This window comes from Nitrosococcus halophilus Nc 4 (assembly GCF_000024725.1).
Classification (GTDB): domain Bacteria; phylum Pseudomonadota; class Gammaproteobacteria; order Nitrosococcales; family Nitrosococcaceae; genus Nitrosococcus; species Nitrosococcus halophilus.
The window spans coordinates 2819374-2834907 of sequence record NC_013960.1; the positions used below are offsets into that span (position 1 = coordinate 2819374).

General features: G+C 52.6%; 12 protein-coding genes and 1 tRNA gene. 9 read left to right on the forward strand and 4 right to left on the reverse strand.

Going from position 1 to position 15534, the window contains the following annotated elements:
- Positions 1 to 312: 312 nt before the first annotated feature.
- Positions 313 to 1218: a 5'-nucleotidase gene (locus NHAL_RS13380; RefSeq protein WP_013033684.1), complete on the forward strand. Its 906-nt coding sequence runs from the start codon at positions 313 to 315 to the stop codon at positions 1216 to 1218.
- Between the two features lie 79 nt (positions 1219 to 1297).
- Here NHAL_RS13380 and NHAL_RS13385 read toward each other — a convergent pair whose 3' ends face one another.
- Positions 1298 to 2788, reverse strand: a complete 1491-nt coding sequence (locus NHAL_RS13385) for an FAD-linked oxidase C-terminal domain-containing protein (RefSeq protein WP_013033685.1) — start codon at positions 2786 to 2788, stop codon at positions 1298 to 1300.
- Between the two features lie 70 nt (positions 2789 to 2858).
- Here NHAL_RS13385 and NHAL_RS13390 point away from each other — a divergent pair, with 70 nt between their 5' ends.
- The 3 genes from NHAL_RS13390 (at position 2859) to NHAL_RS13400 (ending at position 6642) form a co-directional block, all read left to right on the forward strand.
- On the forward strand, positions 2859 to 3971 hold the full coding sequence (locus NHAL_RS13390; RefSeq protein WP_013033686.1) for a kinase: 1113 nt from the start codon (positions 2859 to 2861) through the stop codon (positions 3969 to 3971).
- Positions 3972 to 4389: 418 nt separating this feature from the next.
- Positions 4390 to 5565: a pyridoxal-phosphate-dependent aminotransferase family protein gene (locus NHAL_RS13395; RefSeq protein WP_013033688.1), complete on the forward strand. Its 1176-nt coding sequence runs from the start codon at positions 4390 to 4392 to the stop codon at positions 5563 to 5565.
- 30 nt (positions 5566 to 5595) lie between these two features.
- Positions 5596 to 6642: a chorismate transformation FkbO/Hyg5 family protein gene (locus tag NHAL_RS13400; protein WP_013033689.1), complete on the forward strand. Its 1047-nt coding sequence runs from the start codon at positions 5596 to 5598 to the stop codon at positions 6640 to 6642.
- A 9-nt stretch (positions 6643 to 6651) separates the two neighbouring features.
- On the opposite strand, the gene dapE is transcribed toward NHAL_RS13400, so the two are convergent.
- From dapE to dapC, 3 genes are read right to left on the reverse strand one after another with little or no spacing between them, the layout of a single operon-like run.
- Positions 6652 to 7782, reverse strand: coding sequence for a succinyl-diaminopimelate desuccinylase (gene dapE, locus NHAL_RS13405; RefSeq protein WP_013033690.1), 1131 nt, complete (start codon positions 7780 to 7782; stop codon positions 6652 to 6654).
- A 13-nt stretch (positions 7783 to 7795) separates the two neighbouring features.
- The gene (gene dapD, locus NHAL_RS13410; protein WP_013033691.1) at positions 7796 to 8617 is read right to left on the reverse strand and encodes a 2,3,4,5-tetrahydropyridine-2,6-dicarboxylate N-succinyltransferase; all 822 of its coding nucleotides are present in this window, start codon (positions 8615 to 8617) and stop codon (positions 7796 to 7798) included.
- 22 nt (positions 8618 to 8639) lie between these two features.
- On the reverse strand, positions 8640 to 9839 hold the full coding sequence (gene dapC, locus NHAL_RS13415) for a succinyldiaminopimelate transaminase (protein WP_013033692.1): 1200 nt from the start codon (positions 9837 to 9839) through the stop codon (positions 8640 to 8642).
- 439 nt (positions 9840 to 10278) lie between these two features.
- On the opposite strand from dapC, the gene NHAL_RS13420 reads away from it, so the two are divergent.
- The 5 genes from NHAL_RS13420 to rbfA all read left to right on the forward strand — a co-directional run bounded on the left by NHAL_RS13420 (position 10279) and on the right by rbfA (position 15514).
- Positions 10279 to 10355: transfer RNA gene (locus NHAL_RS13420), tRNA-Met, on the forward strand.
- Between the two features lie 112 nt (positions 10356 to 10467).
- Entirely contained in the window at positions 10468 to 10920 is a 453-nt protein-coding gene (gene rimP / locus NHAL_RS13425) for a ribosome maturation factor RimP (protein ID WP_013033693.1), read from the forward strand.
- 44 nt (positions 10921 to 10964) lie between these two features.
- Positions 10965 to 12485 carry a transcription termination factor NusA gene (gene nusA / locus NHAL_RS13430; RefSeq protein ID WP_013033694.1) on the forward strand — a complete coding sequence of 507 codons (1521 nt, stop codon included), beginning with the start codon at positions 10965 to 10967 and terminating at the stop codon, positions 12483 to 12485.
- A complete protein-coding gene (gene infB, locus NHAL_RS13435; RefSeq protein WP_013033695.1) occupies positions 12482 to 15121 on the forward strand; it encodes a translation initiation factor IF-2 in 2640 nt (879 codons plus the stop codon). Before nusA ends, infB begins: the two co-directional genes overlap by 4 nt.
- 9 nt (positions 15122 to 15130) lie before the next feature.
- On the forward strand, positions 15131 to 15514 hold the full coding sequence (gene rbfA, locus NHAL_RS13440; protein WP_013033696.1) for a 30S ribosome-binding factor RbfA: 384 nt from the start codon (positions 15131 to 15133) through the stop codon (positions 15512 to 15514).
- Positions 15515 to 15534 lie beyond the last annotated feature (20 nt).

A 15534-nucleotide genomic window follows, 5' to 3' on the forward strand; every position in this document is an offset into this window, starting at 1 on the left:
CGGTAGACTCGACTCCAGGCTAGGGTGTGGCCTCCATAAGGAGGCCTTATGGTTGTTATCAGAAGACCGGCCATAATGTAAAACCCGACCGGCACATCCATTTTGGCTACCGTGGTGGGCACGGAAAGTAAGGCCTGTGGAGGGGCACAGCCTCCTGACGATACCAGGGACAGCCTGGGACAATAGGAACTCCGATGAAGCAGGAAACGCGCAGGGCGCAACCGGGCAGGAGCCCGGTCGGCGAAAGCAGATAAGCCGATAATTGCGACCCGTAAGCAGCGAACTCAAAGAGTCTGATTGGGTTCAAAGGTTATGTCCACCACACTGGGCGACAAACTCGTCATTGCTATCTCTTCACGGGCCTTGTTCGATCTGGATGAAAGTCATCGGGTCTTTGAGGAACAGGGGACCGATTCGTACTGTCAGTATCAGATTGAGCGGGAAGAGGTGCTTTTGGAGCCGGGGGTGGCTTTCCCCTTGGTACGGAAGCTGTTGGCCCTTAACCAAGGGCGCCCCGACCAACCACGAGTGGAGGTCATCTTGCTGTCGCGAAACAATGCAGATACGGGTCTTCGGGTGTTTAATTCCATTCAACACCATAAGCTTGAGGTGACCCGGGCAGCCTTTACCTCAGGGGAAAGCCCCTATCGTTATGTTTCCGCATTCGGTGCCCATTTGTTTCTTTCTGCCGATCCTGATGATGTCAAAAAAGCTCTGGAGGCAGGGGTAGCGGCGGCCACTATTGTGCGCTCCAAGGCTAGTCTCAATGTCTATTCAGAACAACTGCGGATTGCCTTTGACGGCGATGCTGTCCTATTTTCCGATGATGCCGAGCGGATTTTCAAGGAACAAGGTTTGGCTGCTTTTCAAACCAGTGAGCAAGCCTCAGCCCGGCAGCCTCTTTCAGGAGGGCCATTCCGTAATTTTTTGGCAGCGCTACAGCGAATTCAACGGGAATACCCCCCAGAGAAATCACCTATCCGGACGGCCCTTGTCACGGCACGGGGGGCGCCGGCCCACGAGCGGGTGATCCGCACTTTACGGGCCTGGGATATTCGCATTGACGAGGCTTTATTCCTTGGTGGACTGGAGAAGGGAGACTTCCTGAAGGCCTTTGGCGCCGATATTTTTTTTGATGACCAGCAGGGCCATTGTGAATCCGCCAGCCGTCACGTGACCACGGGTCATGTTCCCCACGGAGTCTCTAATCAGGGTTAGCTGCAAAAGGTAGGCCGGAATAAGACCTTAGGGCCGTTTCCGGCGTGGTCTTGGCTACTGAAGGCCAAGGCTCGGGCCGTCAGAATCTGTCCAGTTCGGGGAAGGGGAGCTTGCCCTGGTGAACATGCATGGCGCCAAATTCGGCACAGCGCTGTAAAGTGGGAATGGCTTTCCCGGGATTGAGCAGGCCTTTGGGGTCAAAGGCTACTTTGAGGGCATGAAATTGTTGCAGTTCGGTAGTACCAAATTGGACGCACATTTGATTGATCTTTTCTATCCCTACTCCGTGCTCACCCGTAATTGTGCCACCCACGGCAACGCAAAGTTCTAGGATTTGGGCACCAAGCTGCTCGGCTCGCTCCAGCTCGCCGGGCTGATTGGCATCGTAGAGAATGAGAGGGTGCAAGTTCCCGTCACCGGCATGGAAGACGTTAGCCACGGGTAGGTTAAACTCTTGAGAGAGTTCGGTGATGCGTCCTAAGACTTGGGGTAAGCGTTTGCGGGGAATGGTGCCGTCCATGCAATAATAATCGGGTGCCAGGCGGCCGACTGCTGGGAAAGCGGCCTTACGCCCCTTCCATAGTTTTGCCCGTTCCTGCTTATCCTGGGCAGTCCGGATTTTTACGGCGCCATAGTCCAGTAATAATTTGCGGACCTGATAGATCTGTTGGGAAACCTCCGCATTGGTGCCGTCCAACTCACAAAGTAGAATGGCGGCCGCATCCCGAGGATAGCCTGCATGGACAAAGTCCTCGGCAGCCCGGATAGCCAGGTGATCCATCATTTCCAGCCCTGCGGGGATAATTCCCGCGCTAATAATCCCCCCTACGGCGGCGCTCGCCTTGGCTACCTCGTCAAAGGTCGCCAGAACCACCTGAGCGCGCTCGGGAAGGGGCAAAAGCTTTACCGTGACCTCGACAATGACTCCGAGCAACCCTTCTGACCCTGTCATCAGGGCCAGCAGATCATAGCCTGGGGAGTCCAGGGTTTCTCCACCCAGTGAAATCTGTTCTCCATCCATGGTCAGGATTTTTAGGGCCAATATATTATGGACAGTAAGCCCATATTTGAGGCAGTGGACGCCGCCGGAATTTTCCGCCACGTTGCCCCCAATGGTGCAGGCAATTTGGGAGGAAGGATCAGGGGCATAATAGAGACCATCGGGCTCAGCGGCTTCAGAAATGGCAAGGTTCCGCACCCCCGGTTGCACGCGGGCCGTGCGGTTGATAGGGTCGATGGCAAGGATCTTGTTAAATTTAGCAAGGCTTAGCAGAACACCGTTTTGTAAGGGTAAGGCACCACCGGAAAGGCCGGTACCCGCACCTCGTGCCACCACGGGAATATCCCAAGCATGGCAAATCTGGAGGATTTTTTGGGCCTGTTCAACGGTTTCCGGTAGTACTGCCAGCCAGGGAAGGGCGCGATAGGCAGACAGTCCATCGCATTCATAGGGGGACAAATCCTCCTCCTCAGAGAGGATAGCTTCTGGAGGGAGAAAAGTGCCGAATTCTTTGATGAGATCTCCCTTGGGGATGCCAGGGGCAAGAGTTTCTTGAGTTGATGATGGCAAACTTTAGGTTCCTGTATGACAATCCACTTCCAAGCCTAAATCATAGCATCTTACTATAGCTGGACTAAGTATGTCTGAGCAGATGAGCATGGATTATTCGATCTCTAGCATTCTTCGCCTGGTGGGGAAAGGCAAAAGGATGGGGACTCTTGATGCCCGCGCCCGCCATGTCCTCGAGCAGTTGGAAATCTGTACGGACCGGTTTTGGGGCGTATCCGAATCTTCCTATACCCAGAGGTTGGAGACCAAGTGCCAGCTATTACCGTTAGTTTATTCGGCTTTTGAGGCCAGATGTCAGCAGTTGCAGTTGGCGCCGCCGCTAGAACTGCTATGGCGGGTTTATCTCCCCTTGGCTCAATGGGTGGTGGCGCAAGGGGAAAGAATTTCAAAGGAAGTATTCGTACTGGGGGTAAATGGGGCTCAGGGGTCCGGGAAGTCCACCCTGTGCAGTTTACTTCAGGTTATTCTTGAGGCCGGTTTTAGTCAGCGGGTGGCGATTTTGTCCATTGATGATTTTTATCTTAGCCGGGCCGAGCGCCAACATTTGGCGGACCAAGTCCACCCCCTATTGATTACCCGAGGAGTGCCTGGCACTCACGATGTACCCTTGGCCATTGAAATTTTAAAGTTCCTGCAAGGGGCGAACCAAGAGGCTTCGACGCCATTACCGGTTTTTGATAAGGGGTTGGATGATCCCCTGCCGCGGGAAGAGTGGCCCACCTTTCAGGGAAAGCCGGATGTTATTTTATTCGAGGGATGGTGTGTAGGAGCTAAGCCTGAGCCTGAGCAGCGTTTAGCAAGGCCAGTGAATGCTCTGGAGGCGGAGGAGGACCTTAAGAAAGTGTGGCGGGGTTATGTCAACCAGGTATTGGGGAACCAGTATAGCAGATTGTTCGGTTTGCTAGATGGGTTACTCTTTCTTAAGATACCCGAGTTTAAGGTAGTTTATACTCAGCGATTGGAGCAAGAACAGCAACTTGCGCAGGCACTTCGGCAGGGGTGGGTAGGTAGAGCGGGTCGGCGTGCGATGAGTATGCCGGAACTTCGACGCTTTATTATGCATTTTCAACGGTTGACGGAGTACCTGCTGGAGGAGATGCCGGGGCGGGCCGATCTCGTGCTTGAAATTGACGAACATCGTCAATTTCAAGGGGTTACACAAAAGGATTCCTTTCCGTCCTAAAAGAAATAGGGGGTGACGGCAGGGCCGACTTGGTATTTATAGCCATCATCGGTAGACTATCGTGCCCATTATGCATGAGGAGTAGGGTAATTTTTTTGAGGTAGGGGACTCATTGGCTTTGCCACCGCTGCTGTTTTCCAGTATCGAGGATCGGCCAGCCTGGATTTTTTACCACACAGACACAAAGGACACGAAGGTGAAGGAATCTCACTCGGTTGGGAGAAACTGATGGAGATGCTCGTTGCTCATGAAGCCAACTATTTTATCTATATACTTAAGCTTTTGATTTTTTTGTGCTCTTTGTGTCTTTGTGGTGATCTCATGAATTATTCAGGTTAGAGGCTGATTATTGCTGGTCCCCGAGGATACCGCTGACTTAACCCAATCCGTAGTGACTATTATTTCTAGAGGAGAGTCCATGTCCATCACTTCCTTTCATCCCCCTGTCCGTATCCTCATGGGGCCGGGGCCCTCGGATGTGAATCCACGCATTCTTGAAGCCATGTCCCGGCCCACTATCGGCCATTTGGATCCCATTTTTATTGCCATGATGGATGAGATGAAGGGCCTATTACAATATGCCTTTCAAACCAAAAACGAATTGACTTTCTCTGTTTCTGCGCCGGGCAGTGCAGGAATGGAAACCTGCTTTGTGAATTTGCTAGAGCCTGGCGATAAGGTAATTATCTGCCAAAATGGCGTATTTGGTGGGCGGATGAAGGAAAATGCCGAGCGTTGCGGCGCTGTCCCTATCCTGGTCCAGGATCCCTGGGGAGCGGCAGTGGACCCCCATAAGCTTGAGGAGACCCTTAAATCCCATCCAGACGCCAAGGTAGTGGCTTTTGTCCATGCGGAAACTTCCACCGGTGCCTGTTCTGATGTAAAAACGCTGGTGGAAATCGCCCACCGTAATGATTGTTTGACCATAGTGGACACGGTGACCTCTCTGGGAGGTAGCCCCCTGAAAGTGGATGAGTGGGGTATTGATGCGGTTTACTCTGGGAGTCAAAAATGCCTTTCCTGTACGCCGGGGTTGTCGCCGGTAAGCTTTAGTGAGCGTGCTGCTGAGCGGATCCGGACTCGGCAGACTAAAGTACAAAGCTGGTTTCTTGATTTGAATCTGGTGATGGGCTACTGGGGAGGGGGCGGCAAACGGGCTTATCACCACACTGCGCCGATAAATGCCCTCTATGGACTGCATGAGGCTTTGGTGCTGTTGCAAGAAGAAGGATTGGAAAAAGCCTGGGAGCGGCATCAGCGCAACCATCAAGCGCTGGGCGCGGGTATTGAAGCGATGGGATTACGGTTCGTCGTTAAGGAAGAGGAGCGCCTCCCTCAGCTTAACGCAATTGCGATTCCTGAAGGCATTGACGATACTACAGTGCGGACTCGGCTGCTGCAAGAATATGGGCTGGAAATTGGTGCGGGATTAGGTGAAATGGCGGGAAAAATTTGGCGTGTCGGGCTGATGGGTTATGGCTCTAATCCACGCAATGTCCTGGTTTTCCTGGGTGCCCTGGAAGCTGTGCTCCATGACCTGGGAGCCGATATTGAGCCAGGGGTCGCTATCAGAGCGGCCCGGGCAGTTTGGTAATCTGTCTAGTATTTGCCCTTCCAAGCCATAATGGGAAACAGTTGCCAGCAGCGGGTTTCCGGTTTGCACGCCTCTCCGTTCCAGGTGAGCTACGAAAATACGGCGTGTCTCCCAACCCTGCTAAAGGAAGAAGGTCTCTTGGCGCTCATTTCCTTTGGCCAAGAGATCGAAGGAAGGGATCCGCGTCTAGTGGCCGTGGAACTGCCGGAACTGGGTGGGGGGTCCACCCTAGAAGTTTGGCGTGCCCCCTGTGCACCGGAGACGGGCTATGAAGGGGAGATCCGGTACAGCCGGACGGATGCGGTGTTGTTTGGTTGTTTACCCTTCGAAGAGGGACGTGTTCCAGGGATGGAGCAGGCCACTTATCATGCCTACCGCTCAATTCTGGCTTGTCAGCAGCGTCTCGGCTATCCTTATTTGCTACGGACATGGAATTATCTGCCGGATATTCACCGGGAAGAGGAGGGGTTGGAACGCTATCGGGCCTTTTGCTTAGGGCGTCACCGAATCCTGGAAACGACCCCGAACTTTGAGCACCACCTGGTGGCGGCTACTGCCATGGGAACCCGTACTTCCCAGGGGCTGATTTATTTTTTGGCCGCGCTTGAACCCGGTGTTCGGATAGAAAATCCGCGTCAGGTCAGTGCCTTCCATTATCCCCCTCGTTATGCCCCTCGCAGCCCTTCCTTCTCCCGGGCCACCTTAAAATCTTGGGGGAGCAAGGCCCATCTCTATATTTCCGGGACGGCCAGTATTGTGGGACACGAAACCCGGCATGTGGGGAATCCTTCGGCCCAGCTTGATGAGATCCTCAATAACTTGCAAGCACTGGCGGAAAACGCCCGCTGCTTACATGGATTAAAAATTCAAGCCCTCAACGAGCTTAGCTTATTGAAGGTTTATTTGCGGCAGGGCGTGGACAGGGCGTCCATCGCCCAACGCCTGCAACAACGCCTCGGTGGTGGTGTGCCCACCTTGTTTCTCCAGGGGGATATCTGCAGGAACGATCTATTGTTGGAAATTGAAGCCTTCCATGAGGGAGCAATAGAATCTCCTGATGAGACGCTCAGGGAATAATCTTAGGGATCATTCTGTAAGTAATATTTCCAATAGGCGGCTGTAAACTTGCGAGAGTTTCTCTAGATCAGCGACCGCAACGCATTCGTTGACTTTATGAATAGTGGCGTTGACAGGTCCCAGCTCCACCACCTGGGCCCCTGTGGGGGCGATAAATCTTCCATCTGAAGTACCACCGGTCGTGGAAAATTCTGTTTCAAGACCGGTGATATCCCCTATCGCTTGGGAGACTGCGGTCATCAAGTTGCCTGGCGCTGTGCGGAAAGGTTTGCCAGAGAGGGTCCACTCTAATTCATAATTTAGATTTTGCTGGGACAGGATTGCCTCCACCTGTTGTTGTAGCTGTTGGTGGGTTACTTCCGTGGAATAGCGGAAATTAAATAAAACTTCCACCTCTCCCGGAATGACATTAGTTGCCCCTGTTCCCCCATGAATGTTTGAGACTTGAAAGGTGGTGGGGGGAAAATCTTCGTTGCCCCGATCCCATTCTTTAGTGCATAGGGTTACCAGCACCGGTGCCAGACTATGGATGGGGTTGTCGGCCAGATGGGGATAGGCCACGTGGCCTTGGGTTCCGCGCACAAGCAGGCGGCCACTAAGGGAGCCCCGTCGGCCATTTTTGACCATATCCCCCACCCGCTCCCGGCTAGTGGGTTCTCCTACTAGGCAGTAATCGATTTTTTCACCCCGGGCTTCCAGGGTTTCCACAACCTTGACGGTCCCATTGACTGCCCGGCCTTCTTCATCGCTGGTGAGAAGAAAAGCGATGGACCCTAAGTGATCCGGGTGGGCACTAATAAAGCGCTCGCTGGCGGTGACCATAGCGGCCAGGCTGCCTTTCATATCGGCAGCGCCGCGACCATACAGCATTTCATCCCGGAGCTCAGGCGTAAAAGGATCACTCAACCATTGTTCTGCTGGTCCAGGCGGGACCACATCGGTGTGGCCAGCAAACACAAACAACGGTGGTTTCTGCCCCCGCCGCAACCAGATATTTTCTACCTCACCAAAGGGTAGCCGTTCACCCCGGAACCCAAGGGCCTTGAGGCGTTCAGCCAGAAGGGGCTGGCAGCCGGCATCCTGGGGGGTAATCGAGGCGCAAGCAATCAGTTTTTTTGCAAGTTCTAGGGTAGCGGACATAGGGGGTTCTAGGTTAAATATTCCGCAGCAACTCGTTGATGCCTACTTTGCTGCGAGTTTTTTCATCGACTCGTTTCGCGATAACCGCACAATAAAGACTGTATTTACCATCTTGAGAAGGCAAATTGCCAGGCACCACCACTGAGCCGGCGGGAACACGACCATAGCTGATTTCGTCCGTTTCCCGGTTGTAAATCTTGGTGCTTTGGCCAATAAATACCCCCATGGAAATCACCGAACCTTCTTCTACAATAACGCCCTCCACAATTTCGGAGCGGGCCCCTATGAAGCAATTATCTTCGATAATGGTGGGTTTGGCTTGCAGGGGTTCTAGCACTCCCCCAATGCCTACTCCTCCAGAAAGATGAACATTTTTCCCAATTTGGGCGCAAGAGCCTACGGTGGCCCAGGTATCCACCATGGTGCCCTGGTCCACATAGGCCCCGATGTTGACATAGGAAGGCATCAGCACCACGCTGGGTGCAATGAAGGCGCCCTTGCGAACGGAAGCAGGCGGTACGACCCGGACTCCATCCTGACGAAAGTCCCGGGAGCTATAATCGGCATACTTGGAGGGGACCTTATCAAAGTAATTGGTATAGCCCCCTTTTACAAAAACATTATCCGACAAACGGAACGAGAGCAGGACCGCTTTTTTAAGCCACTCATTCACCACCCATTCGCCGTTTTGCTTTTCTGCTACCCTAGCTTCACCCGTATCCAGCCGATGTAAGGCTTCTTCTACCGCATCCTTAACCAGGGTTTCCGCTTTGCGAGGGTTAATCTCAGCGCGGCGCTCGAAGGCTTCTTCAATAATTGTGTGGATGTCACTCATGAGCTACTCCATTATTAATCATTTAAATCGCATTGATAAAATTTCTGATCCGCCACGCGGCTTCAACGCATTCATCAAGGGGGGCGACGAGGGCCAAACGGATTCGTTGCTCTCCTGGATTAGCCCCGTTGGCTTCTCGGGCTAGGAAGCGCCCAGGCAATACCAGGACATTTTCCTGCTGGTATAGTCTGCGGGCAAAATCAGTGTCAGGAATCGGGGTTTCCGGCCAGAGATAAAATCCTGCCATGGGAGGAGAGAGAGGCAGGGCAGAACCTAGAACATCAAGGACGGCAGCAAATTTTTCCCGGTAGCGGTGGCGGTTTTCTACCACATGGTGCTCGTCATTCCAAGCAGCGATACTGGCCGCTTGGGTTGGGGGGGGCATGGCGCAACCATGATAGGTGCGGTAGCGCAAGAATTGCCCGATGAGCTGGCTATCACCGGCCACAAAACCTGAACGCAGCCCAGGCGCGTTGGAGCGTTTGGAGAGACTATGAAAGACCAGGCAGCGATGGAAATCATTCAAGCCACTTTGGGCCGCTGCCTGCAATAGACCTGGTGGAAGGGCGTTCTCGTCAAAGTAGATTTCAGAATAGCATTCATCCGCAGCGATAATAAAATCAAAACGCTGAGCCAGTTCAATAAGCTCGGTCAACGTTTCTAAGTCTAAGATTGCCCCGGTGGGGTTACCCGGTGAGCAGAGATAGAGGAGTTGACAGCGTTGCCACACCTGTTGGGGTACGGCACGATAATCGGGGATAAAATGATTTTCGGCGGTACAGTTAACATAATAGGGTTGAGCACCGGCGAGCAATGCCGCCCCTTCGTAGATTTGGTAAAAGGGGTTAGGCATGACCACCAAAGGGGCCTTGCTGGGATCGATCGTGCACTGGGCAATGGCGAACAGGGCTTCTCGGGTTCCATTAACCGGGAGGATATGGCGTTCAGGGTCGACCGCCCCGGCAGGCAAATGAAACCGCCCAGTGAGCCAGGCAGCGATGGTTTCTCGAAAGGCTGCCGTCCCTCGGGTGGTGGGATAAGTCGCTAAGCCATGGAGGTGACTGATGACTGCTTCAACGATCAAGCCGGGTGTGGCGTGCTTAGGCTCGCCGATGGAAAGGGCCAGGGGGGATTTCGAAGATGGTGGCGCGGTCCCCTTGAACAGTTGGGCTAAGCGCTCGAAGGGATAAGGTTGGAGTTGGTTGAGATCCGGATTTATCATTTTTAGTTTGGATATACCCAAAAATATTATGTTACCATTTAGCCAAGGATAACGGAGTAACGCTATTTAAAAATTCCTCGGTTAGAAGGTGTCTTGGAGTCTTCCAGGGATGGTAAACGCCTCCCTAGCGAGGTCGCGAAGTGAAACGGCGCGCCGAGCGCGAGGGTGGAAATCAAAACTTGTTTCAGCCTCAAATTCGCGCTACGATTTGTCTGCTCGCGGAGCCTAGGGTCGGGAGGGCCGGAGTCAAAGCGCGTGGAGTGGTAAAGGCCCCGAGGCCAAGCTTCCTCTTCGCCAAGGACTGCTGAGAAACGCGAATTTGTCGGACTGATGAAATGTTGAATGGATAAAATCAGTCACGATGAAACTCCAATCAGAGCAGCTTAGCTTGAAAGCGTTCTATCTATTAGATATCATAAAGGGATATCGAGGTTGCAGATGCGGGGTGGAGCAGTCTGGCAGCTCGTCGGGCTCATAACCCGAAGGTCGCAGGTTCAAATCCTGCCCCCGCTACCAAATTTAAATAGCAAAACCCCGAAATCGGGGTTTTGTCGTATATGGCGCTCGCAATCTGAGAGGTACCTATTTATTAAACTGGGCCATTGGCCCTTTTTTTGTTTCTGTCAGTATGTGGGGCGACGAGCGAATTAGCAAATTAGTGGAGCCGGTTGTGACCGCCCTTGGCTATGAGTTGGTAGGCGTGGAGCGCCTATCGATAGGTAAAGGGGTCCTTTTGCGGATATACATTGATACTCCTTTAGGGGTGACGGTGGACGACTGCGAGCGAGTGAGTCATCAAGTTAGTGCTCTACTCGATGTAGAGGAGCCCATGGCGTCACCCTATACACTAGAAATTTCTTCCCCCGGACTGGACCGGCCGTTGTTTACGGAAGAGCACTTCAAGCGCTTTGCCGGCGCAGAGGTCTCTATCACATTAAGTGAGCCGCTAAACGGGCGCCGCAGGTTTAAAGGTCTACTTAGAGGAATGCGTGGCAATTGTGTGGTGATTTTAGCGGAAGGCGAAGAATTTGAGTTGCCATTAGAGGGTATTAGAAAAGCTCGATTAATACCGGAACTCTAAACTCTGAGGGATGTGTTGGGGATGGATCTAGCTTGAGGGCGGCAATGAATAAAGAAATCCTGATGGTAGTAGACGCTGTTTCTAATGAAAAAGGCGTAGGTAAGGAAGTCATTTTCCAGGCCATAGAAGCGGCCTTGGCAATGGCGACTCGCAAGCGTTACCAAGAGGATATTGCGGTGCGGGTTGCCATTGACCGGGCAACGGGGGACTACCAATCTTTTCGGACTTGGGAGGTTGTGGAGGATGAAGCGGAACTAGAAGCACCTCAGCGCCAGATATGCTTAGGCGAAGCACTCAAGCGTGATCCCAATATTGAAGTGGGCGGCTTTATAGAGGAGCCCATGGAATCGATCGCTTTTGGGCGTATCGCTGCTCAAACCGCTAAACAGGTGATCGTGCAAAAGGTGCGGGAGGCGGAGCGGGCTAAGGTTGTGGCCGCCTACAAGGACCGGGTTGGAGAAATGGTCATGGGTGTGGTCAAACGCACCGACCGTGGTAACGTGATTTTGGACCTGGGAGATAATGCCGAGGGGATTATTCCCCAGGAGGAAATGATACCTCGCGAGGCAATCAGACCGGGAGATCGACTACGAGGCTATCTTAAGGAAGTACGAACTGAAGGGCGAGGTCCTCAGCTAGTGCTTAGCCGGACTGCTCCGGAGCTTTTGATCGAATTGTTTAAGTTAGAAGTTCCTGAAATTAACGAGAATCGCATTGAGATTAAGGGCGCCGCCCGGGATCCCGGACTTCGGGCTAAGATTGCCGTGAAGACCAATGAAGCACGTATTGACCCTGTAGGTGCCTGTGTGGGCATGCGGGGTTCTAGGGTCCAGGCTGTGTCAAATGAACTTGCTGGCGAGCGGGTAGATATTGTGCTTTGGGACGAAGACCCTGCTCATTTTGTAATTAATGCTATGGCACCGGCGGAGGTTGCCTCCATCGTGGTGGATGAGGAAAGCCATAGCATGGATGTGGCCGTAGCTGAGGGAAATCTATCTCAGGCTATTGGTCGTGGAGGGCAAAATATACGTTTGGCCAGCCAGTTGACTGGTTGGGAACTCAACGTCATGACTGAAGAAGAAGCGGGCGAGAAGGGTGAGGCCGAAGCAAAAGCACTTCAGCAAATGTTTATGGAACAGTTGGATGTAGATGAGGAGGTGGCGGCTATTCTGGTGCACGAAGGTTTTTCCAGCATTGAGGAAGTGGCCTATGTGCCGGAACAGGAGATCCTTGCGGTTGAAGAGTTTGACTCCCAAATTGTTCAGGAGCTGCGCAATCGAGCCCGTGATGTTCTGCTCACACGAGCGATTGCTAATGAAGAAACTATTGAAACCATGCAGCCGGACCAGGAATTGTTGGACATGGAAGAAATTGACTATGAATTGGCCGGCATATTGGCTAGCAAAGGCATTGTAACCAAAGACGACTTGGCTGAGCAGTCGGTGGACGACCTAATGGAAATTGAAGGAATGGATAAGGAGAAGGCTGCTCGCCTCATCATGGCGGCACGGGAGTCCTGGTTTGCTAGCGAGCAGGAGGGTGAAGGAACGGAGGAACGGCAATGAGTGATGTAACCGTACGACAACTTGCCCATGTAGTCGGCACCCCTGTCGGCCGCTTGCTTGAGCAGCTACGTGAAGCGGGTATTGGTGTTGACTGCGAGGATGCGGCGATCACAGAGGCGCAAAAATTGCAGTTGCTAAGGTATTTGAGACATAGTCACGGTGCCAGTGTGGATGCTGCAACACCTAAAAAGATTACCTTAAAGCGCCGGAGTCATAGTGAGATTCAGGTTAATGCCGGTGGTGGCCGCTCCAAGACAGTTAATGTTGAGGTACGTAAAAAGCGCACTTATATTAAGCGCAGCGTGATATTGGAGCAGGAGCAAAAGCGTCTAGCTGAGGTTCAGGCGGAGCGTCGTCGACAAGAAGAGGAGCAGGCGCTTCAAGAGCAAGCATCCCTTCGTGCTCAGCAAGAACGAGAAGCACGGCTTATCGCTGAAGAAGAAGCCAAGCGCCATGCGGAGGAAGAAGCCAAGCGTCGTGCTGAGGAAGAGGCTAAGCGCCATGCGGAGGAAGAGGCCAAGCGCCATGCCGAGGAAGAGGCTAAGCGTCGCGCTGAGGAAGAAGCCAAGCGCCATGCTGAGGAAGAGGCTAAGCGTCGCGCTGAGGAAGAAGCCAAGCGCCATGCGGAGGAAGAGCGAAAGTCAAAGCCTACTGTTGAGCCTGAAAAAGCTAGGGCCGAAAAACCCGCTGGACGGAAAGCGAAACCCCGTTCCCGCTCCCGCTCTGGAGATCGGGAACTTGAGCAAGAGCAGCGGAGAACCAAGTTTGGCCGCAAGGAATTGCACATCACTCCGGGTAAGCCTAGTAAGCGTAAAAAGCTCCGCTCCCAAAAGACGGCGGCACCTACACCTAAGCATGGTTTTGAAAAACCCACGGCTCCTATTGTGCGCGAAGTATCGATACCCGAGACCATTACCGTTGCCGAGTTAGCCCAAAAGATGTCTGTGAAGGCAGCCGAGGTCATTAAGGTCCTCATGAAACTGGGTATTATGGCGACGATTAATCAAGCCTTGGATCAGGATACAGCCACGATTGTCGTGGAGGAGATGGGGCATAAACCTAAACTCTTGCAAGAAAATGCGCTTGAATTAGAGTTGACCCAAGCTGAACAGGAAGTCAGTAAGCAAGTGTCACGGGCCGCTGTGGTTACGATTATGGGCCATGTGGATCACGGTAAAACTTCGCTACTCGACTATATCCGGCGAGCCAAGGTTGCCTCGGGTGAAGCAGGGGGGATTACCCAGCATATTGGTGCTTATAAGGTCCATTCGGATAAAGGTGAAATTACTTTTATCGATACTCCAGGTCACGCGGCTTTTACTGCCATGCGCGCCCGTGGAGCTAAAGTGACCGATGTGGTGATTCTAGTGGTTGCTGCGGACGATGGCGTTATGCCACAGACCGTAGAAGCGATTCAACATGCGGGTGCAGCAGGAGCGCCGTTGGTGGTAGCGGTCAATAAGATCGATCGCCCTGATGCTGATCCCGATCGAGTTAAACAAGAGCTGACTAATCACGATGTGATCCCTGAGGAATGGGGAGGGGAAACTCAGTTCGTCAATGTTTCCGCTAAGACAGGGGAAGGGATTGATGAACTGATTGAGGCCATTTTGCTTCAGGCGGAAATCATGGAACTGAAGGCCTCCCCTGAGGGAGCCGCCCGCGGGGTTGTGATCGAATCCCGGTTGGATAAAGGGCGGGGTCCGGTAGCTACCATTTTGGTACAAAGCGGTACCCTGTATAAGGGGGATATCCTTCTTAGCGGAGTAGAGACGGGCCGAGTTCGTGCCATGCTTACTGAAACGGGTCAGGAAATAGCCGAGGCAGGACCTTCGACGCCGGTAGAAATCCTCGGTTTGTCAGGAACACCCAACGCCGGTGATGAAGCAATAGTCGTGTCGGATGAGCGTAAAGCCCGGGAGATTGCAGGGCTTCGCCAAGCTAAAGAGCGTGAAGCTAAGCTAGCGCGACAGCAGTCGGCTAAGCTAGAGAATATGTTCAGTGAAATGGAAGAGGGCGAGGTTAGAACTCTTAATCTGGTGATTAAAGCTGATGTGCAAGGATCGGCTGAGGCCCTTTCTGAATCTCTGATTAAGCTGTCTACTGACAAGGCAAAAGTTAAAGTGGTCGCTGCTGGCGTAGGGGGTATTAACGAGACAGATGTTAATCTGGCAGTCGCCTCTAATGCCATCCTTATCGGCTTTAACGTCCGGGCTGATGCAACAGCTCGTCGTTCAATTGCGGAGAAAGGGGTTGATCTGCATTATTATAGTGTGATCTATAACGCCATCGATGAAGTCAGAGGGGCTTTAACCGGTATGCTGGAGCCCGAATATCGGGAGGAAATTATCGGTTTGGCTCGGGTGGATGATGTGTTCCGCTCACCCAAGTTTGGCGCCATTGCAGGTTGTTTGGTGGTTGAAGGTGTGGTGCGTCGCCATAATCCTATCCGTGTATTGCGTGATAATGTCGTTATCTTCGAGGGCCAACTAGAATCCTTGCGTCGCTTTAAAGAAGATGTCCAAGAGGTTCGATCGGGCACCGAGTGTGGTATTGGCGTCAAGGATTATAGAGATGTCAAAGTGGGTGATCACATTGAGGTCTATGAAAGAATCAAAATAGAGCCTACTTTATAGCGAGTTGGCATGAGTCAGGAATTTTCTCGTACCCGTCGCATCGGCGAATTGTTGCAACGAGAATTAGCTCAACTGATTCAAGAGGAGTTAAAGGATCCTCGAGTCAAGTTGGTTACTGTCTCTCATGTGGGGGTGTCGCCAGATCTTAGGCAGGCCAAGGTCTACGTCACTTTCCTCGGGGGAGAAAAAAATATTCAGCAGCAGTTAGCGGTTCTCAATAAAGCCGCTGGATTTCTCCAACATGGTTTAAGCCAGCGGGTAGAGTTGCGAGCTATACCTCGCCTGCGGTTTGTTTATGATGATTCCATTGAGCGCGGTAGGCACCTAAGCGCGCTTATTGATGAAGCGGTTCGAAAACAATCAGGTGGCAGATCAGGAAACTCGAGTGAATAATGCCCCTAAGTTAATGGGCA

Coding starts and splice junctions, on each gene's coding strand:
- NHAL_RS13380 (WP_013033684.1), top strand. CDS start 313: ATGTCCACCACACTGGGCGACAAACTCGTCATTGCTATCTCTTCACGG.
- NHAL_RS13390 (WP_013033686.1), top strand. CDS start 2,859: ATGTCTGAGCAGATGAGCATGGATTATTCGATCTCTAGCATTCTTCGC.
- NHAL_RS13395 (WP_013033688.1), top strand. CDS start 4,390: ATGTCCATCACTTCCTTTCATCCCCCTGTCCGTATCCTCATGGGGCCG.
- NHAL_RS13400 (WP_013033689.1), top strand. CDS start 5,596: ATGGGAAACAGTTGCCAGCAGCGGGTTTCCGGTTTGCACGCCTCTCCG.
- dapE (WP_013033690.1), bottom strand. CDS start 7,782: ATGTCCGCTACCCTAGAACTTGCAAAAAAACTGATTGCTTGCGCCTCG.
- dapD (WP_013033691.1), bottom strand. CDS start 8,617: ATGAGTGACATCCACACAATTATTGAAGAAGCCTTCGAGCGCCGCGCT.
- dapC (WP_013033692.1), bottom strand. CDS start 9,839: ATGATAAATCCGGATCTCAACCAACTCCAACCTTATCCCTTCGAGCGC.
- rimP (WP_013033693.1), top strand. CDS start 10,468: ATGTGGGGCGACGAGCGAATTAGCAAATTAGTGGAGCCGGTTGTGACC.
- nusA (WP_013033694.1), top strand. CDS start 10,965: ATGAATAAAGAAATCCTGATGGTAGTAGACGCTGTTTCTAATGAAAAA.
- infB (WP_013033695.1), top strand. CDS start 12,482: ATGAGTGATGTAACCGTACGACAACTTGCCCATGTAGTCGGCACCCCT.
- rbfA (WP_013033696.1), top strand. CDS start 15,131: ATGAGTCAGGAATTTTCTCGTACCCGTCGCATCGGCGAATTGTTGCAA.